Annotated in this window: 17 protein-coding genes; 15 read left to right on the top strand and 2 right to left on the bottom strand. The window is 71.0% G+C overall.

The genetic code is table 11. The annotated features are described in order from the left end of the window. Nucleotides 1-46: 46 nt before the first annotated feature. The 9 genes from ftsW (at nt 47) to AB0G52_RS13290 (ending at nt 8,699) form a co-directional block, all read left to right on the top strand. On the top strand, nt 47-1,402 hold the full coding sequence (gene ftsW / locus AB0G52_RS13250; RefSeq protein WP_361336361.1) for a putative lipid II flippase FtsW: 1,356 nt from the start codon (nt 47-49) through the stop codon (nt 1,400-1,402). 6 nt (nt 1,403-1,408) lie between these two features. Continuing rightward, nucleotides 1,409-2,497 (top strand): undecaprenyldiphospho-muramoylpentapeptide beta-N-acetylglucosaminyltransferase, encoded by a 1,089-nt coding sequence (murG, locus tag AB0G52_RS13255; RefSeq protein ID WP_132886266.1) that lies wholly within the window; start codon nt 1,409-1,411, stop codon nt 2,495-2,497. A 29-nt stretch (nt 2,498-2,526) separates the two neighbouring features. After that, nucleotides 2,527-3,321, top strand: a complete 795-nt coding sequence (locus tag AB0G52_RS13260) for an FtsQ-type POTRA domain-containing protein (RefSeq protein ID WP_361336363.1) — start codon at nt 2,527-2,529, stop codon at nt 3,319-3,321. A 279-nt stretch (nt 3,322-3,600) separates the two neighbouring features. Further along, nucleotides 3,601-4,797 (top strand): cell division protein FtsZ, encoded by a 1,197-nt coding sequence (gene ftsZ, locus AB0G52_RS13265; RefSeq protein ID WP_132886264.1) that lies wholly within the window; start codon nt 3,601-3,603, stop codon nt 4,795-4,797. A gap of 10 nt (nt 4,798-4,807) precedes the next feature. After that, the gene (gene pgeF, locus AB0G52_RS13270) at nt 4,808-5,536 is read left to right on the top strand and encodes a peptidoglycan editing factor PgeF (protein WP_132886263.1); all 729 of its coding nucleotides are present in this window, start codon (nt 4,808-4,810) and stop codon (nt 5,534-5,536) included. 6 nt (nt 5,537-5,542) lie between these two features. Further along, nucleotides 5,543-6,262, top strand: a complete 720-nt coding sequence (locus AB0G52_RS13275; RefSeq protein ID WP_132886262.1) for a YggS family pyridoxal phosphate-dependent enzyme — start codon at nt 5,543-5,545, stop codon at nt 6,260-6,262. 126 nt (nt 6,263-6,388) lie between these two features. Continuing rightward, nucleotides 6,389-7,030: a cell division protein SepF gene (gene sepF / locus AB0G52_RS13280; protein WP_132886261.1), complete on the top strand. Its 642-nt coding sequence runs from the start codon at nt 6,389-6,391 to the stop codon at nt 7,028-7,030. Between the two features lie 50 nt (nt 7,031-7,080). Beyond that, complete coding sequence (locus tag AB0G52_RS13285) at nt 7,081-7,365, top strand: YggT family protein (protein ID WP_046729537.1); 285 nt, start codon at nt 7,081-7,083, stop codon at nt 7,363-7,365. Between the two features lie 56 nt (nt 7,366-7,421). Next, entirely contained in the window at nt 7,422-8,699 is a 1,278-nt protein-coding gene (locus tag AB0G52_RS13290) for a DivIVA domain-containing protein (protein ID WP_361336367.1), read from the top strand. Between the two features lie 277 nt (nt 8,700-8,976). Here the strand turns inward: AB0G52_RS13290 and ileS are convergent, their stop codons facing one another. After that, entirely contained in the window at nt 8,977-12,114 is a 3,138-nt protein-coding gene (gene ileS / locus AB0G52_RS13295; protein ID WP_361336369.1) for an isoleucine--tRNA ligase, read from the bottom strand. Nucleotides 12,115-12,728: 614 nt separating this feature from the next. Between ileS and AB0G52_RS13300 the strand changes: the two genes are divergently transcribed. From AB0G52_RS13300 to AB0G52_RS13325, 6 genes are all read left to right on the top strand, one after another. Continuing rightward, nucleotides 12,729-13,529, top strand: coding sequence for a TraR/DksA C4-type zinc finger protein (locus AB0G52_RS13300; RefSeq protein ID WP_361336371.1), 801 nt, complete (start codon nt 12,729-12,731; stop codon nt 13,527-13,529). Nucleotides 13,530-13,596: 67 nt separating this feature from the next. Then, the gene (lspA, locus tag AB0G52_RS13305) at nt 13,597-14,205 is read left to right on the top strand and encodes a signal peptidase II (protein WP_361336373.1); all 609 of its coding nucleotides are present in this window, start codon (nt 13,597-13,599) and stop codon (nt 14,203-14,205) included. A 67-nt stretch (nt 14,206-14,272) separates the two neighbouring features. Continuing rightward, entirely contained in the window at nt 14,273-15,217 is a 945-nt protein-coding gene (locus AB0G52_RS13310; RefSeq protein ID WP_132886256.1) for an RluA family pseudouridine synthase, read from the top strand. Then, the gene (locus AB0G52_RS13315; RefSeq protein ID WP_361336375.1) at nt 15,214-15,684 is read left to right on the top strand and encodes a GNAT family N-acetyltransferase; all 471 of its coding nucleotides are present in this window, start codon (nt 15,214-15,216) and stop codon (nt 15,682-15,684) included. Before AB0G52_RS13310 ends, AB0G52_RS13315 begins: the two co-directional genes overlap by 4 nt. 70 nt (nt 15,685-15,754) lie before the next feature. Next, nucleotides 15,755-17,341, top strand: a complete 1,587-nt coding sequence (locus AB0G52_RS13320) for a Na+/H+ antiporter (protein ID WP_132886254.1) — start codon at nt 15,755-15,757, stop codon at nt 17,339-17,341. A gap of 92 nt (nt 17,342-17,433) precedes the next feature. Next, entirely contained in the window at nt 17,434-18,174 is a 741-nt protein-coding gene (locus tag AB0G52_RS13325) for an SDR family oxidoreductase (RefSeq protein WP_132886253.1), read from the top strand. Nucleotides 18,175-18,192: 18 nt separating this feature from the next. Here the strand turns inward: AB0G52_RS13325 and AB0G52_RS13330 are convergent, their stop codons facing one another. Continuing rightward, on the bottom strand, nt 18,193-19,302 hold the full coding sequence (locus AB0G52_RS13330) for a mechanosensitive ion channel domain-containing protein (RefSeq protein ID WP_132886994.1): 1,110 nt from the start codon (nt 19,300-19,302) through the stop codon (nt 18,193-18,195). Nucleotides 19,303-19,405: the final 103 nt, after the last annotated feature.

Raw genomic sequence — 19,405 nt, forward strand, 5'->3', positions numbered from 1 at the left:
CCTTGGGAGGGACGCGTGCGACGCTCGACGTTCAGCGGAGGCGTTGATGCCCGGTAGCCGCACCGGCCGGCCGCCCGTGCAGCGAGCGGCACGCGGGCCCGCCGCGCCCCGGACGGCCCGCGAGAACCCGCTGCGGCGGTTCCACACCCGTGCCCACCGGGCCTGGGACCGGCCGCTGACCGCGTACTACCTGATCCTCGGCGGCAGCCTGCTGATCATCGTGCTGGGTCTCGTGATGGTCTACTCGGCCTCCCAGGTCACCGCGTTGCAGATGTCCCTGCCGGGTTCGTTCTTCTTCCGCAAACAGTTCCTGGCCGCCTGCATCGGCGGCGTGCTGCTGCTCGTCGCGTCCCGGATGCCGGTGAAGCTGCACCGGGCGCTCGCCTACCCGATCCTCGCCGGCGCCGTCTTCATGATGGCGCTGGTGCAGGTGCCGGGCATAGGGATGTCGGTCAACGGCAACCAGAACTGGATCTCGCTGGGCGGCTCCTTCCAGATCCAGCCCAGTGAGTTCGGCAAGCTCGCCCTGGTGCTGTGGGGCGCCGACCTGATGGCGCGCAAACAGGAGAAGCGGCTGCTGAGCCAGTGGAAGCACATGCTGGTGCCGCTGGTCCCGGTCACGTTCCTGCTGCTCGGGCTGATCATGCTCGGCGGCGACATGGGCACCGCGATCATCCTGACCGCCATCCTGTTCGGCGTGCTGTGGCTGGCGGGGGCGCCGACCCGGCTGTTCGCGGGCGTGCTGTCGATCGCGGGCGTGCTCGGCGTGATCCTGATCAAGACCAGCCCCAACCGGATGGCCCGGCTGGCCTGCATCGGCGCCACCGAGCCGAAGACCGGGGTCGCCGACTGCTGGCAGGCGGTGCACGGCATCTACGCCCTGGCCAGCGGCGGGCTCTTCGGCTCCGGCCTCGGCGCGAGTGTGGAAAAATGGGGACAACTGCCAGAAGCCCACACGGATTTCATCTTCGCCGTCACCGGTGAGGAACTGGGTCTGGCGGGGACGCTGTCGGTACTGGCCCTCTTCGCGGCTCTAGGCTATGCGGGTATCCGCGTGGCCGGACGCACGGAGGACCCCTTCGTGAGGTATGCCGCGGGAGGCGTGACCACATGGATCATCGCCCAGGCGGTGATCAACATCGGTGCGGTGCTCGGCCTGCTGCCGATCGCCGGCGTCCCGCTCCCGCTGTTCTCCTACGGAGGCTCCGCCCTGCTGCCGACCATGTTCGCCATCGGGCTGCTGATCGCCTTCGCGCGCGACGAGCCCGCTGCGCGGGCGGCGCTTGCGATGCGGCAACCTCGCTTTGGTAGAAAGCGGGGGGCCGGGGGTTCTCGCGGACCTCGGAGATGGAACACGATGCGACGGCGCGCCTCGGCGGCGCGCTCGTCCGGAGAGCGGTGAATTTCGGTGCATGTCGTACTCGCTGGTGGGGGGACCGCCGGCCACATCGAGCCCGCGCTCGCCCTCGCGGACGCCCTGCGCAGGCAGGACCCCACCGTGGGGATCACGGCCCTGGGCACGGAACGCGGCCTGGAGACCAGGCTCGTCCCGGAACGCGGCTATGAGCTCGCCCTGATCCCGGCGGTGCCGCTGCCCCGCAAGCCCACCCCCGAACTGATCACCGTCCCCGGCCGGCTGCGCGGCACCATCAAGGCCGCCGAGCAGATCCTGGAGCGCACCAAGGCGGACTGCGTGGTCGGCTTCGGCGGGTACGTCGCCCTGCCCGGCTATCTCGCCGCCAAGCGCCTCGGGGTGCCGATCGTGATCCACGAGGCCAACGCCCGCCCCGGCCTCGCCAACAAGATCGGCTCCCGGTACGCCGCCAGGGTCGCCGTCTCCACGCCGGACAGCAAGCTGCGTGACGCCCGCTACATCGGCATCCCGCTGCGCCGCTCCATCTCCGTCCTGGACCGCGCCGCCGCCCGCCCCGAGGCCCGCCACCGCTTCGGCCTCGACCCCAACCTGCCCACGCTGCTCGTCTCCGGCGGCTCCCAGGGCGCCCGCCGCCTCAACGAGGTCACCCAGCAGGTCGCGCCGTGGCTCCAGCAGGCGGGCATCCAGATCCTGCACGCGGTCGGCCCGAAGAACGAACTGCCGCAGGTGCACCAGATGCCGGGAATGCCCCCGTACATCCCGGTAAGTTACCTGGACCGGATGGACCTCGCGTACGCCGCGGCCGACATGATGCTCTGCCGCGCGGGCGCGATGACCGTCGCCGAACTCTCCGCCGTCGGACTCCCGGCCGCGTACGTCCCGCTGCCCATCGGCAACGGCGAACAGCGGCTGAACGCCCAGCCGGTGGTCAAGGCGGGCGGCGGCCTGCTGGTCGACGACGCGGAACTCACCCCGGAGTGGGTGCAGCAGAACGTGCTGCCCGTCCTCGCCGACCCGCACCGGCTCTACGAGATGTCCCGCGCGGCAAGTGAGTTCGGCCGGCGGGACGCCGACGACCTGCTCGTCGGCATGGTGTACGAGGCGATTGCCTCAAGCCGGTAGGACCGTATGACGAAAGGCGAGTGAGCAGCGTGGCCGGATCGACCACCGCCGAGCGCGGTGAACGCCAGCAGGAGTCGTCCGGCCCGCCGCCCGCCCGGCTGTTGCGAAAGCGCCGCCTTCGTACGATCGTCATCCTGGCCGCGCTCCTGCTGCTCCTCGGCGGCGGCTCCCTCTGGCTGTTCTACGGCTCCTCGTGGCTCCGGGTCCGGCATGTCTCCGTCTCCGGTACGGCCGTTCTGACGCCGGAGCAGGTCCGCGAGGCCGCCGCCGTCCCCGTCGGCGCGCCGATGGTCTCCGTCGACACGGACGCCATCGAGGCCCGGCTGCGCCGAAAGCTGCCCCGGATCGACGAGGTTGACGTCGTCCGCTCCTGGCCGCACGGCATCGGGCTGAAAGTGACGGAGCGAACTCCGGTGCTGCTCATCGCGAAGGCCGGGATGTTCACGGAAGTGGACAAGAAGGGCGTCCGTTTCGCCACGGTGTCGCAGGCGCCGGAAGGCGCCCCGGCGCTGGAGCTGAGTCCTGCCCGGTCGGGCTCGACCACCGCGAGCCTGCGCCGGTTCGGCACCGACCGGCTGGTGCGGGAGGCGGTCGCGATCGCGCGTGACATCCCGGCCGCCGTCCGCAGGGACACCCGTACCCTCAAGGTCCGTTCCTACGACGACATCTCGCTGCTGCTGACCGGTGGCCGGACCGTGCAGTGGGGCAGCGCCGACAACGGTGCCGCGAAGGCGCGCACGCTCACCGCACTCATGAAAGCAGCTTCCGGCGCACGGCACTTCGACGTGAGCGTCCCCACCGCCCCTGCGTCATCAGTGAGTTGACGCACATCAGCGCAGGCCAGCACCCTGGTTGGGCACTGCTACGGCTGATCACATAGGGTGAAAAGAAAAACGGGAGGTTCGGCGTGTTCGTTGAACGGGCGCCACTTGTCGACTTAGTGTCCTGTTCAGAAGACTCCAGGGAACAGACACACTGGTAACCCTAAACTTCAGGGTTAGGGTTCGGGTCGGCGCTACGGACCGTCCCATTCGGCATCCGCCGTCCCGCGCGGGACACCGCACGGCGACGGCAACGTTAATTCGAGGCGAGAGGCCTTCGACGTGGCAGCACCGCAGAACTACCTCGCAGTCATCAAGGTCATCGGTGTCGGCGGCGGTGGTGTCAATGCCATCAACCGGATGATCGAGGTCGGCCTCAAGGGCGTCGAGTTCATCGCCATCAACACCGACGCACAGGCGCTGTTGATGAGCGACGCCGACGTCAAGCTCGACGTCGGCCGTGAACTCACCCGCGGGCTCGGGGCCGGCGCCAACCCGGCCGTCGGGCGCAAGGCCGCGGAGGACCACCGCGAGGAGATCGAGGAGGTCCTCAAGGGGGCCGACATGGTCTTCGTGACGGCCGGTGAAGGCGGCGGCACCGGCACCGGCGGCGCGCCCGTCGTGGCCAACATCGCGCGCTCGCTCGGCGCCCTCACCATCGGCGTGGTCACCCGCCCGTTCACCTTCGAGGGCCGGCGCCGCGCCAACCAGGCCGAGGACGGCATCGCCGAACTCCGCGAAGAGGTCGACACCCTCATCGTCATCCCGAACGACCGGCTGCTGTCCATCTCGGACCGCCAGGTCTCGGTGCTCGACGCCTTCAAGTCGGCCGACCAGGTCCTGCTCTCCGGTGTCCAGGGCATCACCGACCTCATCACCACCCCCGGCCTGATCAACCTCGACTTCGCCGACGTCAAGTCGGTCATGTCCGAGGCCGGTTCGGCCCTCATGGGCATCGGCTCCGCCCGCGGCGACGACCGCGCGGTGGCCGCCGCCGAGATGGCGATCTCCTCGCCGCTCCTGGAGGCCTCCATCGACGGCGCCCGGGGCGTGCTGCTCTCCATCTCCGGCGGCTCCGACCTCGGCCTGTTCGAGATCAACGAGGCCGCCCAGCTGGTCAGCGAGGCCGCGCACCCCGAGGCCAACATCATCTTCGGCGCGGTCATCGACGACGCCCTCGGCGACGAGGTCCGCGTCACCGTGATCGCGGCCGGCTTCGACGGCGGCCAGCCCCCGGCCCGCCGGGACAACGTCCTCGGCTCGTCCTCGGCCGCCGCCCGCCGCGAGGAGCCCGCGCCGGCCCGCCGGGAGCCCGAGCGCCCCTCCTTCGGCTCGCTCGGCAGCGTGACCCCCAAGGAGGAGCCGGAGCCGGCGCCCGAGCCGGTGGCCGAGATCCCGGTCGCCCCGCCGGTCCCGCCGTCGCGCTCCTACACGGACAGCGCGGCCGAGGAACTGGACGTACCGGACTTCCTCAAGTGATCCTTACGACGTGACTGGACAGCGTGAGACCGTGAGCGGCGCGCACTTCGCCTTCACCGACCGGTGGGGCGGGGTGAGCGCCGCTCCGTACGAGGAGCTCAACCTGGGCGGGGCGGTCGGCGACGACCCGGAGGCGGTACGGACCAACCGGGAGACCGCCGCCAAGTCGCTCGGCCTGGACCCCGGCCAGGTGGTCTGGATGAACCAGGTCCACGGGAACGACGTGGCCGTCGTGGACGAGCCGTGGGGAGACCGGCCGGTGCCCGAGGTCGACGCGATCGTCACCGCGCGCCGCGGGCTCGCCCTCGCCGTCCTCACCGCCGACTGCACGCCGGTGCTGCTCGCCGACCCGGTCGCGGGGATCGCGGCCGCCGCCCACGCGGGCCGGCCCGGCATGGTCGCCGGGGTCGTGCCCGCCGCCGTCCGCGCGATGGCCGAACTCGGCGCCGACCCCGCCCGCATCGTCGCCCGTACCGGCCCGGCCGTCTGCGGCCGGTGCTACGAAGTGCCGGAGACCATGCGCGCCGAGGTGGCCGCCGTCGAGCCGGCGGCGCGCGCCGAGACCAGTTGGGGCACTCCCGCGGTCGACGTGAGCGCCGGGGTGCACGCACAGCTGGCGCGCGCCGGGGTGCGCGACCGAGTGCAGTCGCCGGTGTGCACGCTGGAGTCGGTGGATCACTTCTCGTACCGCCGCGACCGCACCACCGGGCGGCTCGCGGGCTATGTGTGGCTGGACTGATGGGGCATGACGGACCGTAGGAGTGAACTCGCTGGAAACCTGGCGAGAGTGGAGGAGCGCATCGCCGCCGCCTGTGCGGCGGCCGGGCGCAAGCGGGAGGAGGTGACCCTGATCGTGGTCACCAAGACCTACCCCGCGAGCGATGTGCGGATCCTGTCGGAGCTCGGGGTGCGCCACGTCGCCGAGAACCGTGACCAGGACGCGGCCCCCAAGGCCGCCCAGTGCGCGGATCTGCCGCTGACGTGGCACTTCGTAGGTCAACTCCAGACGAACAAGGTGCGATCCGTGGTGGGTTACGCGGATCTCGTGCAGTCCGTGGATCGTTCCAGGCTCGTGGACGCGCTGTCCAAGGAGGCGGTGCGGGCCGGGCGCGAGGTGGGGTGCCTGCTCCAGGTCGCGCTCGACGCGGGTGCGAGCGGCAGGGGGGAGCGCGGTGGCGTGGCGCCGGGCGGAATCGAAGAGTTGGCCGACCTGGTCGCCGCCTCGCCGGGACTGCGGCTCGCCGGACTGATGACCGTCGCTCCGTTGACCGGGGAGTACGCGGGGCGGCAACGGGCGGCGTTCGAGCGGTTGATGGATTTGTCGACTGACCTGCGCCGGGCCCATCCGGCTGCGAACATGGTGTCCGCAGGGATGAGTGCGGACCTTGAGGACGCCGTGGCGGCCGGAGCGACACATGTACGCGTCGGCACCGCGGTACTCGGAGTCCGCCTCAGGCTCGGGTAACGTCGCCAGGAAGTCGGACCACAGCAGAAAATATGGTCAATGTCGCCCACGGTGGGTGCAACGGCCACGTGGATCGCGGGACTTGGCAGTCGTCACCGATCCACCACAGAGCGGAGGACTCAGAGCATGGCCGGCGCGATGCGCAAGATGGCGGTCTACCTCGGCCTCGTGGAGGACGATGGTTACGACGGCCGCGGATTCGACCCTGACGACGACTTCGAGCCCGAACTGGACCCGGAGCCCGAGCGGGACCACCGGCGGCACGAGCCGTCGCACCAGTCCCACAGTGCACATCAGCCCCAAAGGGACGATTCGGTACGAGTGGTGCAGCCGTCGCCACCGCGCGAACCGGTGTCGCATTCCGCTTCCCTGTCCGCGGAATCGGGCCGCCCGGCGCGCATCGGTCCCGTGGTGTCCATCACACAAGAACGCGCGAGTCTGGAGAAGAACGCACCGGTGATCATGCCCAAGGTCGTGTCGGAACGAGAGCCTTACCGGATCACCACGCTTCACCCCCGGACCTACAACGAGGCCCGTACCATCGGGGAACACTTCCGTGAGGGCACCCCGGTGATCATGAATCTGACTGAGATGGACGACACAGACGCGAAGCGACTTGTCGACTTTGCGGCCGGTTTGGTGTTTGGTCTTCACGGCAGCATCGAGCGGGTGACGCAGAAGGTGTTCCTGTTGTCGCCTGCTAACGTCGATGTCACGGCGGAGGACAAGGCCCGCATCGCAGAGGGCGGGTTCTTCAACCAGAGCTGAGACGCAACACCGGTACGAGGCACGGAACAGGGGAGAGGGAAGCACGGATCATGAGCGTGTTCCTGGATGTGATCTACATCGCGCTGATGTGCTTCCTCATCGTGCTCATCTTCCGGTTGGTCATGGACTACGTGTTCCAGTTCGCCCGCTCATGGCAACCCGGCAAGGCGATGGTGGTCGTACTTGAGGCCACCTACACTGTCACCGATCCACCGCTCAAGCTTCTGCGGCGGTTCATCCCGCCGCTGCGTCTCGGGGGCGTGGCGCTCGACCTGTCCTTCTTCGTACTGATGATCATCGTCTACATCCTGATCGCGATCGTTGGTCGGCTGTGATGAGCGATGTGACCTACCGTCTTGCCGAACGCCGACGACTACGTTGAGGTGAAGAGATGCCGTTGACCCCCGAGGACGTGCGGAACAAGCAGTTCACGACCGTCCGCCTCCGAGAAGGCTATGACGAGGACGAGGTCGATGCCTTCCTCGATGAGGTCGAAGCCGAGCTGACCCGTCTGCTCCGCGAGAACGAGGACCTGCGCGCCAAACTGGCCGCGGCCACCCGTGCCGCCGCCCAGAACCAGCAGAACATGCGCAAGCCCCCGGAGCCGCAGGACCAGCAGGGCGGCATGCCCCAGCAGGGTGGAATGCCGCAGCAGGGCGGCATGCCCCAGCAGGGCGGCATGCCGCAGCAGGGCATGCGAGGTCCCGGCGCTCCGGTGCCCGCCGGAATATCGGGCCCGCCGCAGCAGCAGATGGGTGGCCCCATGGGTGGCCCCCCGCAGCTGCCTAGCGGTGCCCCGCAGCTGCCGGCCGGTCCCAGTGGCCAGGGCGGTCCGCAGGGTCCCGGTCCGATGGGCCAGGGCCCCATGGGTCAGGGTCCGATGGGCCAGGGCATGGGCCAGGGCGGCATGGGTCAGGGTCCGATGGGCCAGGGCCCCATGGGTCAGGGTCCGATGGGCCAGGGCATGGGCCCGGGTCCGATGGGCGGTCAGCCCCCCATGCAGCAGCAGATGGGTGGTCCGATGGGCGGCCCCATGGGTGGTCCCATGGGCGGTCCCGGTCAGGGCCCCGGTGGCGACAGCGCCGCCCGCGTCCTCTCGCTGGCCCAGCAGACCGCCGACCAGGCGATCGCCGAGGCCCGCTCCGAGGCCAACAAGATCGTCGGCGAGGCCCGCAGCCGCGCCGAGGGTCTGGAGCGTGACGCCCGTGCCAAGGCCGACGCGCTGGAGCGGGACGCGCAGGAGAAGCACCGCGTCGCCATGGGCTCCCTGGAGTCCGCGCGCGCCACGCTGGAGCGCAAGGTCGAGGACCTGCGCGGCTTCGAGCGCGAGTACCGCACGCGTCTGAAGTCGTACCTGGAGTCGCAGCTGCGTCAGCTGGAGACCCAGGCCGACGACAGCCTGGCGCCGCCGCGCACCCCGGCCACCGCCTCCCTCCCGCCGTCCCCGGCGCCCTCCATGGCCCCGGCCGGCGCGAGCGCCCCGTCCTACGGCGGCAACCCGTCGATGGGCGGCGCCCCGTCCCCCGCGGCCCCGTCCTACGGCGGCCAGCAGCAGATGACGCCGGCGATGACCCAGCCGATGGCACCGGTACGCCCGCAGGGCCCCTCCCCGATGGGCCAGGCGCCGTCCCCGATGCGCGGCTTCCTCATCGACGAGGACGACAACTGACGGCGGCGTGACGCCGTAGGCGTCGGCAGGCGTTCACAGGGCGGGGCCCCGGATTCCGATCCGGGGCCCCGCCCTTTTTACGCGCGTTGCGCGAGGCCGTTCCGACAGGCGGCTCCGCCGCGTGGGCGCACGGTGGGCGCTCCGGCCCGCAGGCGTGAAGGGGCGGATGTTGGAAGGGGCGCGGGGAACCGCGCGCGGTGACCGCTCCGACCCGGACGTACGAGAGGGGCCCGATCCCCACCGTGGAGACCGGGCCCCTTCTCGAACAGGCCGGCGGCTACGCCTTGCGCAGGCGGAACGTCAGCGAGAGACCCTCGTCGGTGAAGGGAGCGCCGTACCCCTCGTCCCCCTCGCCCTGCGCGAAGTCCGTCGCCAGCACCTCGTCGGCGATCAGCGCAGCGTGCTCCGCCAGCGCCGCGATCACCGCCGGATCGGTCGACACCCACCTGAGCGCGATCCGGTCGGCCACGTCCAGCCCGCTGTTCTTGCGCGCCTCCTGGATCAGCCGGATCGCGTCCCGCGCGAGGCCCGCCTGCCGCAGTTCCTCCGTGATCTCCAGGTCGAGCGCGACGGTCGCACCGGAGTCCGACGCCACCGACCAGCCCTCACGCGGCGTCTCCGTGATGATCACCTCGTCCGGGGCGAGCGTCACGGTCTCGCCCTCGACCTCCACCGACGCCGTGCCCTCGCGCAGCGCCAGCGACAGCGCGGCCGCGTCCGCCGCGGCGACCGCCTTGGCGACCTCCTGCACCCGCTTGCCGAACCGCTTGCCCAGCGCCCGGAAGTTGGCCTTGGCCGTGGTGTCCACCAGCGAGCCGCCCACATCGGACAGCGACGCCAGCGACGACACGTTCAGCTCGTCGGTGATCTGCGCGTGCAGTTCCTTGTCGAGCGCGTCGAAGCCGACCGCCGCGACCAGCGCCCGGGACAGCGGCTGCCGGGTCTTCACGCCCGACTCCGCGCGCGTGGCCCGGCCGAGCTCCACGAGCCGTCGTACCAGAACCATCTGCTTCGACAGCTCCGGGTCGATCGCGGACAGGTCCGCCTCCGGCCAGGACGCCAGGTGCACCGACTCCGGCGCGCCCGGGGCGACCGGCACCACCAGGTCCTGCCACACCCGCTCGGTGATGAAGGGGGTCAGCGGGGCCATCAGCTTGGTGACGGTCTCCACGACCTCGTGCAGCGTGCGCAGCGCGGCCTTGTCGCCCTGCCAGAAGCGGCGGCGCGACCGGCGCACGTACCAGTTCGACAGGTCGTCGACGAACGCGGACAGCAGCTTGCCGGCCCGCTGGGTGTCGTACGCCTCCAGCGCCTGCGTCACCTGGTCGGTCAGGGCGTGCAGTTCGGACAGCAGCCAGCGGTCCAGGAGCGGGCGGTCGGCCGGGGCCGGGTCCGCCGCGGACGGCGCCCAGTTCGACGTGCGGGCGTACAGCGCCTGGAAGGCGACCGTGTTCCAGTACGTCAGCAGGGTCTTGCGGACGACCTCCTGGATGGTGCCGTGGCCCACCCGGCGGGCCGCCCACGGCGAGCCGCCGGCCGCCATGAACCACCGCACCGCGTCCGCCCCGTGCCGGTCCATCAGCGGGATCGGCTCCAGGGTGTTGCCCAGGTGCTTGGACATCTTGCGGCCGTCCTCGGCGAGGATGTGGCCGAGGCAGACCACGTTCTCGTAGCTGGACTTGTCGAAGACCAGCGTGCCGACCGCCATCAGCGTGTAGAACCAGCCGCGGGTCTGGTCGATGGCCTCGGAGATGAACTGCGCCGGGTAACGGCTCTCGAACAGCTCCTTGTTCTTGTGCGGGTAGCCCCACTGCGCGAACGGCATCGAACCCGAGTCGTACCAGGCGTCGATGACCTCCGGCACGCGCGTGGCCGTCTTGTCGCACTGGGGGCAGGCGAAGGTGACGTCGTCGATGAACGGGCGGTGCGGGTCCAGCTCCGACTGGTCGGTGCCGGTCAGCTCGGTGAGCTCCGCGCGGGAGCCGACACAGGTGAGGTGGCCGTCCTCGCAGCGCCAGATCGGCAGCGGGGTGCCCCAGTAGCGGTTGCGGGACAGCGCCCAGTCGATGTTGTTGTCCAGCCAGTCGCCGTACCGGCCGTGCTTGACGGTGTCCGGGAACCAGTTGGTGTTCTCGTTCTCCTGCAGCAGCCGGTCCTTGACGGCGGTGGTGCGGATGTACCAGGACGGCTGCGCGTAGTAGAGCAGCGCGGTGTGACAACGCCAGCAGTGCGGGTAGCTGTGTTCGTACGGCAGGTGCTTGAAGAGGAGGCCGCGCTGCGCCAGGTCCTCGGTGAGCTTCTCGTCGGCCTTCTTGAAGAAGACGCCGCCGACCAGCGGGACGTCCTCCTCGAAGGTGCCGTCCGGACGGACCGGGTTCACCACCGGCAGGCCGTAGGCGCGGCAGACCTTGAGGTCGTCCTCACCGAAGGCGGGGGACTGGTGGACCAGACCCGTACCGTCCTCGGTGGTGACGTATTCCGCGTTCACGACGTAGTGCGCCGGTTCCGGGAACTCGACGAGCTCGAACGGACGTTGGTACGTCCAGCGCTCCATTTCGGCGCCGGTGAAGGTCTGGCCCGTGGTCTCCCAGCCCTCGCCGAGCGCCTTGGCGACGAGCGGCTCGGCCACGACGAGCTTCTCGGTGCCGTCGGTGGCGACGACGTAGGTGACCTCGGGGTGGGCTGCGACCGCCGTGTTGGACACCAGGGTCCACGGCGTGGTCGTCCACACCAGGAGCGCGGCCTGGCCGGCGAGCGGACCGGAGGTGAGCGGGAAACGGACGTACACGGAGGGGTCGACGACCGTCTCGTAGCCCTGCGCCAGCTCGTGGTCGGACAGGCCGGTGCCGCAGCGCGGGCACCACGGGGCGACGCGGTGGTCCTGGACCAGCAGACCCTTGTCGAAGATCGTCTTCAGCGACCACCAGACCGACTCGACGTACTCGGGGTCCATCGTCCGGTAGGCGTCGTCGAGGTCGGTCCAGTACCCCATGCGGGTCGTCAGCGCCTCGAAGGCGTCGGTGTGGCGGGTCACCGACTCGCGGCACTTGGCGTTGAACTCGGCGATGCCGTAGGCCTCGATGTCCTGCTTGCCGCTGAAGCCGAGCTCCTTCTCGACCGCCAGCTCCACGGGCAGGCCGTGGCAGTCCCAGCCGGCCTTGCGGGCCACGTGGTAGCCGCGCATGGTGCGGAAGCGGGGGAAGACGTCCTTGAAGACGCGCGCCTCGATGTGGTGGGCGCCGGGCATGCCGTTGGCGGTGGGCGGGCCCTCGTAGAACACCCACTCGGGGCGGCCCTCGGACTGCTCCAGGGTCTTGGCGAAGATCTTCTGCTCGCGCCAGAAGTCGAGCACGGCGTGCTCGAGGGCGGGCAGGTCGACCTGTGCGGGCACCTGGCGGTACGTCGGCGCTGTCATCTGCGAGCTTCCTCCAACGGACTTGCTGCCTTCCGTCGGAGGGACGAGAGCCGTGTCTTCCGTACGCCGTGTGCGGCGCGCTCCCGCGGTACCACCCTCCTTGGCCCGCCGGACGCCGTGCGCGCCGGTGAGCCCCCTCATTGGGGTCGCGAAACCGGTTCTACTCGCCGCTGCCTGCCGGCTGCGGCTTTCTTCCGGCGGCTCCGGGGTGATCTTCGCGTCGCGCTCGCCCCCGGGCTTCCACCGTCCCCGGGTCGCTCTGGGCTGCGTACGCCGCTACTCGTCCCCATCCACGCTTCTCGCTCCGCCCAGTGTACGGCGCCGCGCGGACCGCGGCCGACCCGATTTCCGGGAACCCTCCCGGGCCCGGACGGCGCGGGCGGGTCCGGTGGCCGGGATGACCCGAACGGCGAGGTGCCCGCGCTCGCATCCTGGGATGTCCGGCTCGGCGGATTACCCTGCGGGGAGCTGGGCACAACGCATGCATACCTGCTGCGAGGGGGGTGTGGGGCAGGCGGATCGGGCGGCGTGCCCCGTTGCCGCGGGACTCGAGTCGATTTATCGTCCCAGCACGATTCGCGTGCAAGATCACAATATGTGAAGGGGCCGCGGCCATGGTGGCGAAGAAGACCGCCGTACAGCAGTCGGCGTCCGGCCGGACCAGGGGCGCGGCCGCCTCCGACGCGGGTGAGAAGCGCACCGCCAAGAAGACGGCCGCACCGAAAGCGCCGGTGAAGAAGGCATCGGCGAAGAAGCCACCGGTGAAGAAGGCCACGACCGGGAAGACGACGACCGGGAAGACGGCGGCGGAGCACGCCGCGGACAAGCCGGCCAAGGGCGCGTCCAAGGCCGCGGCGTCGAAGAGCACGGCCAAGAAGAGCACGGGCAAGAAGGCGGGCGCGGCGCGGGCCGCGAAGCAGACGGGAGCCACGACGGTGGTTGCGAAGAAGACCCCTGGCACGGACGCTGCGGCGGCGGAGACCGCCGTTCCCAAGGCCCGGGTCGCCACGGCGGCCCCGGACGAGCTCGCGGTGCGTCCGGGCGAGGATCCGTGGACGCCCGAGGAGGTCGCCGAGGCGCGCACGGAGCTGACCACCGAGGCGGTGCGGCTGCGCACCGAGATCGAGGCCTCCGAGAACGCCCTGGCCGGCCTGATGCGGGACTCCGGGGACGGCGCGGGCGACGACGAGGCCGACACCGGCACCAAGAACATCACGCGCGAGCACGAACTGGCGCTGGCCGCCAACGCGCGCGAGATGCTCGAACAGACCGAACGGGCCCTGCAGAAGCTGGACGCCGGTACCTACGGGCTCTGCGAGAACTGCGGCAACCCCATCGGCAAGGCCCGCATGCAGGCCTTCCCGAGGGCCACCCTGTGCGTCGAGTGCAAGCAGAAGCAGGAACGCCGCTACTGAGCACCGGGGTCACGTGGGGCGTGCCGTAGTCTCGTCCCGAGGCAGGCACCTAGGTTGAGGGACTCACGTGGCAGAGGCGGAGCGCATCATCGGTACGCCGGACACCCCGGACGACGGCGGCGAGCGGACGGCGACGCCCGACGCGGCCGGTGCGGATCAGCAGCCGGCCGCGGCCGGACGGCGACCTGGGCGCGGGCGCCGCATCGCCGTGCTGTTCGCGGTGGCCGCCTTCGCGTACGCCCTCGACCTGGTCAGCAAGATGATCGTGGTCGCCAAGCTGGAACACCACGCGCCGATCGAGGTGATCGGCGACTGGCTGGAGTTCCACGCGATCCGCAACCCGGGGGCGGCCTTCGGGTTCGGCGGCGCCTTCACGATCATCTTCACGCTGATCGCGGCGGCGGTGATCGTCGTCATCTTCCGCCTGGCGCGCAAGCTCTACAGCTTCCCCTGGGCGATCGCCCTGGGCCTGCTGCTGGGCGGTGCGCTCGGCAACCTCACCGACCGGGTCTTCCGGTCGCCCGGGGTCTTCGAGGGGCAGGTCGTGGACTTCATCGCGCCGAAGGGCTTCGCGGTGTTCAACCTGGCCGACTCGGCGATCGTCTGCGGCGGCGTCCTGATCGTGCTGCTCTCCTTCCGGGGCCTCGACCCGGACGGCACCGTCCACAAGGACTGACCGCGGCCGCGGCGGGCCGGACGGACGTGCGTACGGGGCTGTCCGTGCGGTCCGGCATACTCGACGGGTGAGCACGCTTCCCGAGATCCGCACCCTGCCCGTGCCCGACGGCCTGGAGGGCGAGCGCGTCGACGCCGCCATCTCCCGCATGTTCGGCTTCTCCCGCACCAAGGCGGCCGAGCTGGCCGCGGCGGGCAAGGTCCAGGTCGACGGCTCGGTGGTGGGCAAGTCCGAGCGGGTGCGCGGCGGGGCCTGGCTGGAGGTCGAGATGCCGGGGGCGCCCGCACCCGTGCAGATCGTCGCGGAGCCCGTCGAGGGCATGGAGATCGTGCACGACGACGAGGACGTGGTCGTGATCGTCAAGCCGGTCGGAGTGGCCGCGCACCCCTCGCCGGGCTGGACGGGGCCCACCGTGATCGGCGGGCTCGCGGCGGCCGGCTACCGCATCTCCACCTCCGGCGCCGCCGAGCGCCAGGGCATCGTGCACCGCCTCGACGTGGGCACCTCGGGACTGATGGCGGTCGCCAAGTCGGAGCGGGCGTACACGTCGCTGAAGCGCCAGTTCAAGGAGCGTACGGTCGACAAGCGCTACCACACGCTCGTCCAGGGTCACCCCGACCCGACCAGCGGCACCATCGACGCCCCCATCGGCCGCCACCCCCAGCACGACTACAAGTGGGCGGTCACCGCCGACGGCAAGCCCTCCGTGACCCACTACGACCTCATCGAGGCGTTCCGCGCGGCCTCCCTGCTGGACGTGAAGCTGGAGACCGGCCGCACCCACCAGATCCGCGTCCACATGTCGGCCCACCGCCACCCCTGCGTCGGTGACCTCACCTACGGAGCCGACCCGACCCTCGCCAAGCGGCTGCACCTGACCCGCCAGTGGCTGCACGCGGTCCGGCTCGGCTTCGAGCACCCCGGGGACGGCGAGTGGGTCGAGTTCGAGAGCGACTACCCGGCCGACCTGCAGAAGGCGCTGGACCAGGTCCGCGAGGAGACGTACGGATGAGCACGCGCGCGTACGAGGTGCGCGTCGCGGAGGACCCCGCCGACCTGGAGGCCTGTTTCCGCCTGCGCAAGCAGGTCTTCGTCGTCGAACAGGGCGTCCCCGAGGACCTGGAGTACGACGAGTACGACGCCACGGCCCTGCACGTGCTGGCCGCCCGCGCGGACGGCGTCGCGCTCGGCACCGGCCGGCTGCTGTACGGCGCGGCGGCCGCGACCAAGACCGGCGGCGACCCGTCCCTGGGCTCCCTGGGCCGGCTGGCGGTGGCCGAGGAGGCCCGCGGCCTCGGCGTCGGGGTGGCCCTGGTCCGGGCCATCGAGGAGGCCGCACGCGCGCGTGGCCTGACCGTGGTCGACCTGCACGCGCAGACGCACGCGCTGGGCTTCTACGAGCGGCTGGGTTACGAGCCGTACGGCCCGCGGTACGCGGAGGCGGGCATCCCGCACCAGGGGATGCGCCGCGTGCTGTAGACGGGGTTCCCGGGGTGACGTGGCACGCTTGAGACCTGCTGTGTGATCGTCGACTCCCGGAGCGCAAGCCGTGGATCAGCTGGCCCTGTTGTTCGTGCTGCTGCTCGGGGCCCTGGTGAGCGTCCCGGTCGGGGACCGGCTCGGCCTGCCGGCGCCCGTGCTGATGACGCTGTTCGGGATCGTCCTCGCGGTCGCCGACTTCGTGCCGAACGTGAACATCCCGCCCGAGCTGATCCTGCCCGGCCTGCTGCCGCCGCTGCTCTACGCGGCGGTACGGCGGACCTCGTGGCGGCAGTTCGCGGCCAACAAACGGCCGATCTTCCTGCTCGCCGTGGCCCTGGTGTTCGTCACCACGCTGTGCGTGGCGGCTGTCGCGAGCGCCATCGTGCCCGGGCTGCCGATCGCCGCCGCGGTCGCGCTGGGCGCTCTGGTCGCCCCGCCCGACCCGGTCGCCGCGACCGCCGTCGCCGGACAGCTCGGGCTGCCGCGGCGGCTGGTGTCGATCCTGGAGGGCGAAGGCCTCTTCAACGACGTCACGGCCATCGTGCTGTACCACGTGGCGATCGCCGCGGTGATCAGCGGAACCTTCTCGCCGTGGCGGGCCGGCCTGGACTTCCTGCTCTCCGCGGTGGTCGCGGTCGCCGTGGGGCTGGTGCTCGGCTGGGGCGCGAACAAGCTGATGGACGTGCTCGGCGACCCGACGCTCCAGATCGGCCTCACCCTGCTCGTCCCGTACGTCTCCTACGTCGTCGCCGAGGAACTGCACGGCTCCGGGGTGCTCGCGGTGCTCACCACCGCGCTGTTCATCGCCGAGTACGCCACCGACGCCGACGACGTGATGACCCGGCTCGCCGGCTACACCTTCTGGGACATCGTCGACACGCTCGTCACCGGTGTTGCCTTCGGACTGATCGGCCTGGAACTGCACAACGCGATCCACACGGCGTCCGGCCGCTGGGGCGTGCTGCTCGGCTGGGCGGCCGCGGTGGTGGGCGTGGTCGTCGTCGTACGGCTGCTGTGGCTGCTGCCCGCGACCTGGCTGACCAAGCGGCTGCACGCCCGCCGGGACTACGACGAGGAGATCCCGACCAGCTGGCGGGAGACGGTCGTGATGTGGTGGTCCGGGATGCGCGGGGTGGCGTCGGTGGCGCTGGCGCTGGCCATCCCGCTGAAGACCGACGACGGGTCGCCCTTTCCGGACCGTGACGTGATCGTCTTCATCGCCTTCGGCGTGATCATGGCCACGCTGGTGCTCCAGGGGCTGACGCTGCCGTGGCTGGTGCGGCGGCTGGGGGTGCGGGCCGACACCGAGCACGAGAAGGAGATCGAGAAGGACCTGGCGCTGCGCGCGGCGAAGGCGGCCCGGCGCCGGCTGCGGGAGATCGAGCAGGTCGAGGAGCTGCCCGAGGAACTGTCCGAGCAGATGCTGCGGCGCGCCTTCGAGATCGGGTTCCGGATCAGTCCCGACGTGGCGGAGGACGAACGGCGCGAGGGCCACGACAAGCGGGTCCGGCGGCTGAAGAGGGTCCGGCGGATCCAGTCGGAGATGCTCAGCGCGGCGCGGCACGAGGTGCTGGCGGCCCGCAGCGAGCCGGGGGCGGACCCGGAGATCGTGGACCGGGTGCTGCGCCATCTGGACGTCCGCAGTCTTCGGTGAGTTCCCGCCCGCGTGGGGCGGCAGTCATATGAACCCATGGCGGTTGTGGACATCCGAAGGCAGCGGCGGCGTCCCGCTCGTAGTCTCGGATCATGGCTCGGAACATTGTGATCAGTGGTGGAGGAACAGGGATCGGACTGGCGACCGCGTGGGCGTTCGCGGCCGACGGGGACCGGGTGCTGCTGCTCGGGCGGCGCAGAGAGGTGCTGGAGAAGGCGGGCGTGCCGGGCGCTGTCGTGCGGGCCGCCGACCTGACCGAGACGGCCGACGTGCGGGACGTGGCGAGGTTCGTCGCGGAGGAGTTCGGGACGGTGGACGTGCTCGTCCACAGCGCCGGGGGGAACGCGGCGTTCGCACCCGACGCCGGGTCCGGTGATCCGCTCGACGTCGCCGCCCGCGTGTGGAGCGGCAACTTCCGGCAGAACACGCTGAGCGCGGTGCTGCTGACCGAGGCCCTGAAGGACCGGCTCGCCGACCCCGGCGGGCGGGTGCTGTTCCTCAGCTCCATCGCGGCGTTCCGGGGCTCGGGCACCGGCTCCTACGCCGCCGCCAAGGCAGCCCTGCACCCCTACGCCCACGACCTGGCCAGACAGCTGGGACCGCGCGGGGTCACCGTGAACGTGGTCGCGCCCGGATACATCGACGACACCGAGTTCTTCGGCGGCCCGATCGAGGAGGCCCGGCGGGCGAAGCTCGTCGCCGAGACCTCCACGGGGCGGGCCGGGACGCCGGGTGACGTCGCCGCCACCCTGCACTGGCTGGCGTCCCCGGCCGCCGGGCACATCACCTCCCAGATCGTCCAGGTCAACGGAGGCGCCGAACGCGGCCACTGACCGGGGCGCGGGCGCGGGTCAGCGGCCGGTGCGCGGCGGTTCGGGCAGCCGGTGGGCCCGGGGCACGCCGTCCTGGGAGGGGACGATCCCGCCCTGCGGAAGGACCGCGTCGGCCGTGTTCACCCGGGGCAGCGCGTACGGGTGCTCGGCGGCCAGCCAGGTGATCATCTGCTCGCGGACGGTGACCCGGGCCGTCCAGACGTCGTCCGAGTCCTTGGCGGTCACGAGGGCTCGCACCTGGATGGTGTTCGGCGTGGTGTCGGTGACCACCAGGCCGTAGGCCCGCCCGTCCCAGGCCGGGCACTCGCGCAGGATGTCGCGCAGCCGCTCCCGCATCGCCTCGATCGGCGCCGAGTGGTCCAGGTGCCAGTAGACGATCCCGGTCATCTCAGGGGTGCCCCGCGACCAGTTCTCGAAGGGTTTGGAGGTGAAGTACGACACCGGCATCGTGATCCGGCGCTCGTCCCAGGTCCGTACCGTCAGGAAGGTCAGGGTGATCTCCTCGACCGTGCCCCACTCGCCGTCGACGACGACCGTGTCGCCCAGGCGCACCATGTCGCCGAAGGCGATCTGCAGCCCCGCGAACATGTTGCTCAGCGTGGACTGCGCGGCCACACCGGCGACGATTCCGACGATGCCCGCGGAGGCCAGCAGCGAGGCGCCGGCCGCACGCATCGCGGGGAAGGTCAGCAGCATCGCCGCCACGGCCACCACACCGACGATGGCCGTGACCACGCGCATGATCAGCGAGACCTGGGTGCGCACCCGGCGGACCCGGGCGGCGTCGTGGTGGGCGCGGGCGTACCGGGAGTACGAGGTCTGCACGATCGCCGACGCGATGCGCACCACCAGCCAGGCGGTCGACCCGATCAGCACCAGCGACAGCATCTGGCCCACGGCCACCCGGTGCCCCAGGAGCACCTCGGCCTGGTCGTAGGAGCCTCTGAGCATGGCCGAGCACAGCACCAGCTGGTAGGGGACACGGCCGCGGCGCAGCAGCCCCCACAGGGGCGTCTCGCTGTGCCGTGCGTCGGCCTTGCGCAGCAGTAGGTCGGTCGTCCAGCCGATCAGCAGGGTGAGGACGACGGCGCCGCCGACCACGATCAGCGGGCGGAGTACGTTCTCCATCTCCATGGCTTCGAACGTAACCGGATCCTCGGGGTCCTGAACATGCGGGACGGTGAGAAGGACGTCACTGCCCGGCCGGTGCCGCCCGCCGCGGCTGGCACCA

The organism is Streptomyces sp. NPDC021562, from assembly GCF_040640875.1.
GTDB lineage: Bacteria > Actinomycetota > Actinomycetes > Streptomycetales > Streptomycetaceae > Streptomyces.

Bases quoted from the DNA above. Each gene is read 5' to 3' on its own strand.
- ftsW (WP_361336361.1), top strand. From the start codon at position 47: ATGCCCGGTAGCCGCACCGGCCGGCCGCCCGTGCAGCGAGCGGCACGC.
- AB0G52_RS13275 (WP_132886262.1), top strand. From the start codon at position 5,543: ATGACGGACCGTAGGAGTGAACTCGCTGGAAACCTGGCGAGAGTGGAG.
- sepF (WP_132886261.1), top strand. From the start codon at position 6,389: ATGGCCGGCGCGATGCGCAAGATGGCGGTCTACCTCGGCCTCGTGGAG.
- AB0G52_RS13285 (WP_046729537.1), top strand. From the start codon at position 7,081: ATGAGCGTGTTCCTGGATGTGATCTACATCGCGCTGATGTGCTTCCTC.
- AB0G52_RS13290 (WP_361336367.1), top strand. From the start codon at position 7,422: ATGCCGTTGACCCCCGAGGACGTGCGGAACAAGCAGTTCACGACCGTC.
- ileS (WP_361336369.1), bottom strand. From the start codon at position 12,114: ATGACAGCGCCGACGTACCGCCAGGTGCCCGCACAGGTCGACCTGCCC.
- AB0G52_RS13300 (WP_361336371.1), top strand. From the start codon at position 12,729: ATGGTGGCGAAGAAGACCGCCGTACAGCAGTCGGCGTCCGGCCGGACC.
- AB0G52_RS13315 (WP_361336375.1), top strand. From the start codon at position 15,214: ATGAGCACGCGCGCGTACGAGGTGCGCGTCGCGGAGGACCCCGCCGAC.
- AB0G52_RS13325 (WP_132886253.1), top strand. From the start codon at position 17,434: ATGGCTCGGAACATTGTGATCAGTGGTGGAGGAACAGGGATCGGACTG.
- AB0G52_RS13330 (WP_132886994.1), bottom strand. From the start codon at position 19,302: ATGGAGAACGTACTCCGCCCGCTGATCGTGGTCGGCGGCGCCGTCGTC.